This window comes from Pseudomonas sp. XP2, assembly GCF_053557975.1.
Genome location: NZ_JBNRIK010000001.1, coordinates 252,855 through 260,986, shown reverse-complemented (window position 1 = coordinate 260,986; position 8,132 = coordinate 252,855). Strand labels below are relative to the sequence as shown.

General features: G+C 62.9%; 8 protein-coding genes. 4 read left to right on the top strand and 4 right to left on the bottom strand.

Annotation, left to right across the window (positions count from 1 at the left end; translation table 11 throughout):
- Positions 1-59 precede the first annotated feature (59 nt).
- On the bottom strand, positions 60-1,331 hold the full coding sequence (waaA, locus tag ACK1VC_RS01100; protein WP_016489473.1) for a lipid IV(A) 3-deoxy-D-manno-octulosonic acid transferase: 1,272 nt from the start codon (positions 1,329-1,331) through the stop codon (positions 60-62).
- Between the two features lie 11 nt (positions 1,332-1,342).
- Positions 1,343-2,233: a LysR family transcriptional regulator gene (locus tag ACK1VC_RS01095; RefSeq protein ID WP_016489474.1), complete on the bottom strand. Its 891-nt coding sequence runs from the start codon at positions 2,231-2,233 to the stop codon at positions 1,343-1,345.
- 87 nt (positions 2,234-2,320) lie between these two features.
- On the opposite strand from ACK1VC_RS01095, the gene ACK1VC_RS01090 reads away from it, so the two are divergent.
- Positions 2,321-2,653 (top strand): DMT family transporter, encoded by a 333-nt coding sequence (locus ACK1VC_RS01090; protein WP_191087044.1) that lies wholly within the window; start codon positions 2,321-2,323, stop codon positions 2,651-2,653.
- 88 nt (positions 2,654-2,741) lie between these two features.
- Here ACK1VC_RS01090 and ACK1VC_RS01085 read toward each other — a convergent pair whose 3' ends face one another.
- Positions 2,742-3,224, bottom strand: coding sequence for a hypothetical protein (locus ACK1VC_RS01085; protein WP_145913610.1), 483 nt, complete (start codon positions 3,222-3,224; stop codon positions 2,742-2,744).
- Between the two features lie 293 nt (positions 3,225-3,517).
- Between ACK1VC_RS01085 and ACK1VC_RS01080 the strand changes: the two genes are divergently transcribed.
- Genes ACK1VC_RS01080 through ACK1VC_RS01070 form a run of 3 tightly spaced genes read left to right on the top strand, consistent with a single transcriptional unit; the run spans position 3,518 to position 6,523 of the window.
- On the top strand, positions 3,518-4,693 hold the full coding sequence (locus ACK1VC_RS01080; RefSeq protein ID WP_449117809.1) for an NAD(P)/FAD-dependent oxidoreductase: 1,176 nt from the start codon (positions 3,518-3,520) through the stop codon (positions 4,691-4,693).
- Complete coding sequence (locus ACK1VC_RS01075; protein ID WP_016489478.1) at positions 4,690-5,502, top strand: aldo/keto reductase; 813 nt, start codon at positions 4,690-4,692, stop codon at positions 5,500-5,502. The genes ACK1VC_RS01080 and ACK1VC_RS01075 overlap by 4 nt, the downstream gene beginning before the upstream one ends.
- A gap of 52 nt (positions 5,503-5,554) precedes the next feature.
- Positions 5,555-6,523, top strand: coding sequence for a hypothetical protein (locus ACK1VC_RS01070; RefSeq protein WP_016489479.1), 969 nt, complete (start codon positions 5,555-5,557; stop codon positions 6,521-6,523).
- Between the two features lie 132 nt (positions 6,524-6,655).
- Here ACK1VC_RS01070 and hldE read toward each other — a convergent pair whose 3' ends face one another.
- Complete coding sequence (gene hldE / locus ACK1VC_RS01065; protein WP_016489480.1) at positions 6,656-8,077, bottom strand: bifunctional D-glycero-beta-D-manno-heptose-7-phosphate kinase/D-glycero-beta-D-manno-heptose 1-phosphate adenylyltransferase HldE; 1,422 nt, start codon at positions 8,075-8,077, stop codon at positions 6,656-6,658.
- Between the last annotated feature and the right edge of the window lie 55 nt (positions 8,078-8,132).

The window sequence follows — 8,132 nt, the reverse complement described above, 5'->3', positions numbered from 1 at the left end:
GTGCAGTACCTGTGGGGGCTGGCTTGCCGGCGATGAGGCCAGGACAACCAAAGCAAAAGTCAGCGGACAAGCGCATCCAGGCCATCGAGCAAGCGCTGCAACGCGCCCTGATTGGCCCGCATCACCGCCCTGCCCGCCTCGCCCATGCGCTGCGCATCCTGCGGCAACTCGACCAGCCGCCGCACCGCACCGGCCAGCCCGTCGGCATCGTCCACCTGCTGCAACGCCCCCGCTTCACGCAACATCGCGCTGATTTCGAGGAAGTTGAACACATGTGGTCCCATGAGCACCGGCAAGGCCAGCGCCGCAGGCTCCAGCGGGTTGTGCCCTCCCGTCGGCACCAGGCTACCGCCGACAAAGGCGATATCGGCCAACGCATAGAGGAACAGCAACTCCCCCATGGTATCGCCCAGCAACACGCGGGTCTGGGCATCGACCGGCGCTGCAGAAGAACGGCGCACGGTGGCGAATTGCTCGCTGCACAGCGCATGCACCGCAGCAAACCGCTCAGGGTGACGCGGCACGAGGATCAGCAAGGCATCGCCATGCACCTGCAACAACTGCCGATGAGCCTGCAGAATCAGCGCATCTTCACCGTCATGGGTACTGGCGGCAATCCACACCGGGCGCTGCTCGGCCCCCCACTGCTCACGCAATGCCTTGGCACGCGGTAGCAGTTGCTCATCGATCTTCAGGTCGAACTTGATCGAGCCGGTGACTTTTACGCATTCAGGGCGTGCGCCCAGATCACGGAAGCGCTGAGCCTCGGTTTCAGTCTGCACGGCAATCAGACTCATCTCGGCCAGCATCGGCCGGGTCAGCCTGGCAAAGCGCCCGTAGCCGCGTGCCGAGCGCTCGGACAATCGTGCATTGGCCAGCGCCACCGGAATCCCGCGTTTGGCACACTGGTGAATGTGGTTGGGCCACAGTTCGGTTTCCATGATGATGCCCAGCTTCGGCTGGACATGGTCGAGAAAACGCCCCGCAGCCCACGGCAGGTCGTAGGGCAGGTAGCAATGCTGCACGCGCGGTTCGTCGGCGAACATGGCGCGAATACGCTCGGAACCGGTCGGCGTCATGCAGGTCAGCGTGATCGGTAGTTCGGGATAAGCCTTGAGCAAGGCGCGAACCATGGGCGCTGCAGCAATGCTCTCGCCTACCGACACCGCGTGCACCCAGATCCCGCCCTGGTGCATAAGGGGCAGGTTGAGCGCAAAACGCTCGCCGATACGCTGCCCATAGGCTGGCGCCTTGCGCGCGCGCAGGTACAGGCGCAGCGCAACCAGCGGCAGGCCCAGGTGAAACAGCAAGGTATAGAGTGTTCTGTTCATGGCGGCGAAGTTTACCCGATCGCGCGCAGGTGCACTGCAAAGCGCTCTGCCAGCCACTGCGCGGCCGGGCCCAAGGGTTCATCGCGGCGCCAGGCCAGCTCGGCCACCAAGGCCGGAGGCCGCCAATCGCTGTCCAGTTCAACCATATGCGCTTGGTAGGTCGGATACTGCACCACATGCCGTGGTAACCATGCCCAGCCCAGGCCGCGCATCAGGAGTTCGGCCATGGCGTAGAAGCTGTCGGCGCGCCATACCTGAGGGCTGATCGCCTCGCCGCCGGGATAACCGCTTTGCTGTGGGGTGATCAGTAACTGCCGGTGGCGTGCGAGTTGTTGCCGGGTGACCCGGCCTTCGCCCGCCAGCGGGTGGCCGACCGCGCATACCGTGACCATCTCCACACTGCCCAGCGCCCGCCGCTCCAGCGATGCCGGGATGCTCTCGTGGAGGAAGAACAGGCCCAGATCGGCGCGCCGCTCCACCAGCTTACGCGCTACATCGCCCTGGGCACCGCTGGCCAGTTGCACCTCCAGAAACGGGTAGCGGCTGGCCAGTTCGTCGAGGCTGTCGATCACCGGCTGATACGGCATGGCTTCGTCCTGGGCAACCCGCAGCAGGGCTTCCTGGCCACGCATCAGCGCGAGCGCCCGGCCATCCAGGCGTTCGCACTGACGCAACAGTTCACGGGCATCTTCCAGCAAGGCCGTACCGTTTTCGGTCAGCCTGGGCTGGCGGCCGCTGCTGCGCTCGAACAAGGTGACGCCAAGGTCGGTTTCCAGCAGCGCGATGGCATTGCTTACGGCCGATTGCGCCTTGCGCTGCTCGCGCGCAACGGCGGAGAACGAACGCAGCTCGGCAACCCGTGCAAACAGGCGCAGTTGTTCCAGGTCCCAGCGCTCTGCCATTAACCTATCTCCATTTCTGATAGGTAATGACTTTACCGCATCCAGGGCGCGTCTAGAATGCTCGACCAGTCACCGGAGAAACGCATCATGAACGCCTATACCTATCTCGCTATCGCCATCTGCGCCGAAGTCGTCGCCACTGCCTCCATGAAAGCGGTCAAAGGCCTGAGCACGCCGGTGCCTTTGCTTTTGATGGTGGTGGGTTACGGCATCGCGTTCTGGATGCTGACGCTGGTGGTACGCAGCATTCCGGTGGGCATCGCCTATGCGATCTGGTCGGGGCTGGGGATTGTGCTGATCAGCGTGGCAGCGCTGGTGATATACGGGCAGAAGCTGGATTTCCCGGCGATGCTGGGAATGGCAATGATCGTGGGCGGTGTGGTGGTGATCCAGCTGTTTTCCAAAACGACGGGACATTGAACATGAGTCATCCTGGTGCCGACAGTGCACTAACGCCTATCGGCAACAGGAAGAAACCACTGAGCATGTTGGGTTGTGACTTGTTTACCTAGCCGTTGATTCCCTTTTCATTGACCGAGATATTCAGTTGTGACATATAAAAATCGTTTCCCGCACTTTCAGCGACTGCGTTTTCGATAGCAAGGATTACCCCCTCATCCTCAACAACAAACTCCCCACCGTATTCGACAAAGTCGGCTGTTAACTGACGTTCGGGCACAACAATTTTCGTTCCGTAACGTACGGACAACCGTGGGGGATTGTTGTTACTGGCGTAACTTGCCACCATCAAGAACTTCACCTTGGTGCCAGGCGCATAACCTGAAATGACCTTATACATAATGATGCCTGGGCGCAGGTCCGCCCCCGAGTTGCTGTTATTGTAAAGTACACATTTATTTTCTTCCTTCGGATGCTTTCGGAAGCTCACGCCCGCGTGCTGGTTATAAAGACGCCAGCCATTCAAGCGTTCACGCTCTTTCTGTTCACCCGGCAGAAGCGCGAAATCCGTGTAATGTACAATTTTGCTCATAGCCATACCCCTTGCATTGTTGACCGCCTCTCTGTGCCACCGTGATGGCACCCACAAGAGAGACCAGCGTATCGACAGCGCCGCCAAGTCGAAACTGGCAAAAATAACAGTTGCCCTTGCGTATAAAACCCAACAGGTCGGTAAACTTCAGGCAGCCCGACTGGCCACACCAAGACAACGCCGCTTTTTAAATTACGTCCAAACCTTTAGTGAGATAGCGAGTTGCTGCTGCGGTGCACAGGGAATGCGCGTAGCTTGTATACTGCCCAGCTGTCCAACCTTGGAGGTAATCCATGCCAACCGCCATTTCCACTGACGTGCTGATCGTCGGCGCCGGGGTCGCTGGCTTGTGGCTCAATGCCCGGCTGCGCCGCCTGGGCTACTCGACCGTGCTGGTGGAACGCGCCAGCCTCGGCGGCGAGCAGACCATCAAGTCTCAGGGCATTATTCACGGCGGCACCAAGTACGCCCTGCACGGCGCCCTGACCGGCGCTTCGGAAGCCATCGCCGACATGCCACGGCGCTGGCGCGAGGCCCTGGCTGGCGACGGCGAACTCGACCTGGGGCGTACCCGTCTGCTATCCGATGCCCACTACCTGTGGTCGCCGGGGACCTTGGCCGGGAACCTCACCAGCTTCTTCGCCAGCAAGGCCGTGCGCGGCCGGGTCGACCAGGTTAAAGGTGAGCATCTGCCGCCCGCATTGCAGGACCGCGCGTTCAAAGGCAAGGTCTATCGCCTGGCGGAACTGGTAATCGATGTCCCGAGCCTGCTGGCCAACCTGGCCGAGCTGGCCGGCGACTCCCTGCTGGCAGGTGAACACATCGAACCGTTGCGTGAAGGTGATGCGCTGGTCGGCCTGCGCGTGGACGACCGGGAAATCCGTGCCCAGCGCATCGTATCAAGCGCCGGTGCCGGCACCGAAGGTTTGCTGCAGGCGCTGGGCCTGGACCAACCAGCCATGCAAACCCGCCCGCTGCACATGGTCATGGCCAAGGGACCGAACCTCAAACCCTTGTACGCCCACTGCCTCGGTGGCGGGCCCAAGCCGCGCGTGACGGTGACCACCCACCCGGCGGCAGATGGCCAGTGGGTGTGGTACCTCGGTGGTGACCTGGCCGAAGCCGAAGGCGTGGCGCGCGAACCTGCCGCTCAGATTGCTGCGGCGCAGAAGGAAATCGCCAACCTGCTGCCCTGGGTCGACCAGAGCCAGGTGCGCTGGGTCACCCTGCGAGTCGACCGTGCAGAACCCGCACAATCGGGCCTGGTACGCCCGGACAACGCATTCCTCGCCGACCAGCAACGCTTGATGGTGGGCTGGCCGACCAAGCTGGCTCTAGCACCCGACTTCAGCGACCGGGTAATCGCCAACCTGGAGCGCGACGGCATCCGCCCACAGGCACAAGCCGACCTGGCCGGCCTGCCACGTCCACCGCTGGGTGTACCCGCCTGGGAGCAACTGCTGCCATGACCCTGCCTACGTTGCACGATTTCCACCGCCCCCTGGGCAGCACCGGCTTCAAGGTGTCCCCCTTAGGCCTGGGCACAGTCAAGCTTGGCCGAGATCAGGGCGTGAAATACCCCACCGGCTTCACCATCCCCGGCGATGACGAAGCCCGCATGCTGCTGGCACAGGCCCGCGAATTGGGCATCAACCTGATCGACACCGCCCCCGCCTATGGCCGCAGCGAAGAACGCCTGGGCCCGCTGCTGCGCGGCCAGCGCGATGAATGGGTAATCGTCAGCAAAGTCGGCGAAGAATTCGACAACGGCCTGTCGCACTTCGACTTCAGTGCGGCCCACACCCGCCGTTCGGTGGAGCGCAGCCTGCGCCGCCTGGAAACCGACCGCATCGAACTGGTGCTGGTGCATTCCGACGGCAACGACCTGGCCATCCTCGAACAGCAGGAGGTCTACCAGACCCTGGCGGAGCTCAAGCAAGAGGGCAAGATCCTCGGCTTTGGCCTGTCCGGCAAGACCGTGGCAGGCGGCCTGAAAGCGCTGGAGCAAGGCGACTGTGCCATGGTCACCTATAACCTCAACGAACAGGCAGAACGCCCGGTGCTGGACTACGCTGCCGAACACGGCAAGGCCATCCTGGTAAAGAAGGCCCTGGCCAGCGGGCATATCTGCCTGGCCCCGGGCGTTGACCCGGTGCAGGCAAGCTTCGAGCTGCTGTTCGCCCACCCGGGTGTCAGCAGTGCTATCGTCGGCACCATCAATCCGCTGCACCTGGCCCACAACGTGGCCACCGTCGCCCGTATCCTGGGCCAGCACTGAGTTACCTCTGGCCCAAGGGCCAGAGGTACGACCCGACGCAAGGAGGAGCCTCGTGGCGCGAACGTTGATCCGCAAAAACCCGAGCAACTTCAAGACACTACCACTGCATGTCGAGGCAACGCCCGAAGGCCTGACCTATCAGAGCATCGGCATGCCGCTGAACTTTGCCCAGACCCAGCAGCGGCGCAAGGCCATTCAGCTGCCCGACACACAGCGCTTCGTGGTCGAACTCGCCAATCTGGGTGTGTCGGTGCGGCTTACCCTGCATTGGCAAAACCGTGATTACTGGGTGTTGGTACGTCAGCGTCGGCAAGACCGGGGTGATGTGGTGTTGAAACTGATTTCTGGCTATGTGCCGGCGCAGGAACTGAACCTCCCGCTGCACACGGCGGTTCAGGAAGTGGCCGAGGAATGCCTGCTGGAAACCCCGGAAGGCTGGCTGGGCGGGCGTTTCAACGACACCTGGCTGCCCGTGCCCTACGCCGCCGCCCTGCACTACCGCGAAACGCCACATTTCGTGCTTACCCCACAGTCCGGTGCCGCCCGCCCCGTGCACTGCAGCAAGCTGATGCTAATGGAGCGGCCACGGGCCTACGTGCACTTGCCCACCGCGTCGCTCCAGCTGATCTACGACATGCGTCTGCAGGTGCCTCGGGAAGCCAAAAAGCTCAGCTTGTTCCATGTCGACGAGCGACTGGAGGGTGACCAACTGGAAGCCCGCCTCAACCGCAAGCGGCCAGACCTGTATCTGATGCCGTTGAAGGACGGCCAGCCAGTGGCGGAGCTGTATACGCTGAAAAAAGATGAGCTGGTGCCGGCGAGCACACGCGGGCTGTATCTGGCCGAGAGTTTTGCCCGGCAGGAAGGCTGGGTGGTGACGGAGGAGCGGGTGCGTTGGAAGGACTGGGTCAAACAGCAGGGGTTGGTGGAGAGCAAGCCGGCGCGGGCGTCGCACCTGCAGCGGTTTGGCGACAAGGCCCGGGCGCTGCTGGAGCGCGCCCGCACCTCACTTCACAAGTGAGTCCCTGGGGCTGCTGCGCAGCCAATCGCCGGCACGCCAGCTCCCACAAGGCCTGTGCAGGACTCAAGGCCTGCGCTGTGCGTGTGGGAGCTGGCTTGGCGGCGATTGGGCCGCAAAGAGGCCCTGGCTGTATCAGTTCTTGCGAATCTTCTCGACAATCGCGGTAGTCGAGCTGTTCTCGACCAGGCCCAGCACCTTCACGGTGCCGCCATAGGCCTTGACGATATCAGCGCCTACCACTTGGTCGATGCCATAATCGCCCCCCTTGACCAGCACATCCGGCTTGACCTGGCTCAGCAGGTTTTCCGGGGTGCCTTCCGGGAAGCTGATTACCCAGTCCACCGCGCCCAGCCCGGCCAGTACGGCCATACGCCGGTCGACGCTGTTGATCGGCCGGCCCGGCCCTTTCAAGCGGCTGACCGAGGCGTCGTCGTTGACCGCGACGATCAGGCGATCGCCCTGGGCGCGCGCCTGCTCCAGATAGGTGACATGCCCGGCATGCAGGATATCGAAGCAGCCATTGGTGAAGACGATCTTCTCGTTGTGCGCCCGCGCATCATCGATGGCCAACAACAATTGCTCCAGGCCCAGCACGCCGCGCTCGGAGCCTTCCTCACGCTGGATTGCGCGGCGCAGCTCGGGGGCGCTGATCGCAGCGGTACCCAGCTTGCCGACCACAATGCCTGCCGCCAGATTGGCCAGGGCCACCGCATGGGGCAGGTCCTCACCCGCGGCAATGGCTGCGGCGAGGGTGGAGATGACGGTATCGCCGGCACCGGTCACATCGAACACCTCGCGCGCCCGCGCCGGCAGGTGCAGCGCAGGCTGGCCAACGCGTAGCAGGGTCATGCCGTGCTCGCCACGGGTTACCAGCACGGCCCCCAGGTCCAGGTCCTGCAGCAGCTGCAAGCCTTTGGCAACCAGTTCGGCCTCATCGGCGCAACGGCCGACGATGGTTTCGAACTCGCTGAGGTTCGGGGTAATCAGGCTAGCGCCACGGTAGATGGAAAAGTCCTTGCCCTTGGGATCGGCCAGCACCGGAATGCCCTTGGCCCGTGCCGCCTGGATCAGGCTTTGGTGGTTCTTCAGAGCACCCTTGCCGTAGTCCGACAAGACCAGCACTTTGACACCTTCGAGCAGGCTGTCGACTTCGGCACCCAGCGATAGCGGGTCGGTGGCAAACGGCTCTTCGAAATCGATACGCAGCAGTTGCTGGTGACGGCTCATGACCCGCAGCTTGACGATGGTCGGCTGGTGCGCGATGCGCTGGAACACAGACCGCACCCCCGCAGCCTGCAGGCTGTTGGCCAGGCTGTCGGCGGCCTCGTCCTGGCCGGTAACGCCGATCAGCGACGCCGGTGCGCCCAGCGCAGCGATGTTCAAGGCAACGTTGGCCGCGCCGCCGGGGCGATCCTCGATCTGATCGACCTTGACCACCGGCACTGGCGCTTCAGGCGAGATACGCGAAGTACCGCCATGCCAGTAGCGGTCGAGCATGACATCGCCGACCACCAGAACCGGGGCTTGATCGAAACGCGGCATGGACAACTTCATGGGCAACCCATATGGAAATAATGAACAGGGGCAGGATATTAGCACAGGGTAGTCG

Bases quoted from the DNA above. Each gene is read 5' to 3' on its own strand.
- ACK1VC_RS01090 (WP_191087044.1), top strand. From the start codon at position 2,321: ATGAACGCCTATACCTATCTCGCTATCGCCATCTGCGCCGAAGTCGTC.
- ACK1VC_RS01095 (WP_016489474.1), bottom strand. From the start codon at position 2,233: ATGGCAGAGCGCTGGGACCTGGAACAACTGCGCCTGTTTGCACGGGTT.
- waaA (WP_016489473.1), bottom strand. From the start codon at position 1,331: ATGAACAGAACACTCTATACCTTGCTGTTTCACCTGGGCCTGCCGCTG.
- ACK1VC_RS01080 (WP_449117809.1), top strand. From the start codon at position 3,518: ATGCCAACCGCCATTTCCACTGACGTGCTGATCGTCGGCGCCGGGGTC.
- ACK1VC_RS01085 (WP_145913610.1), bottom strand. From the start codon at position 3,224: ATGAGCAAAATTGTACATTACACGGATTTCGCGCTTCTGCCGGGTGAA.
- hldE (WP_016489480.1), bottom strand. From the start codon at position 8,077: ATGAAGTTGTCCATGCCGCGTTTCGATCAAGCCCCGGTTCTGGTGGTC.
- ACK1VC_RS01075 (WP_016489478.1), top strand. From the start codon at position 4,690: ATGACCCTGCCTACGTTGCACGATTTCCACCGCCCCCTGGGCAGCACC.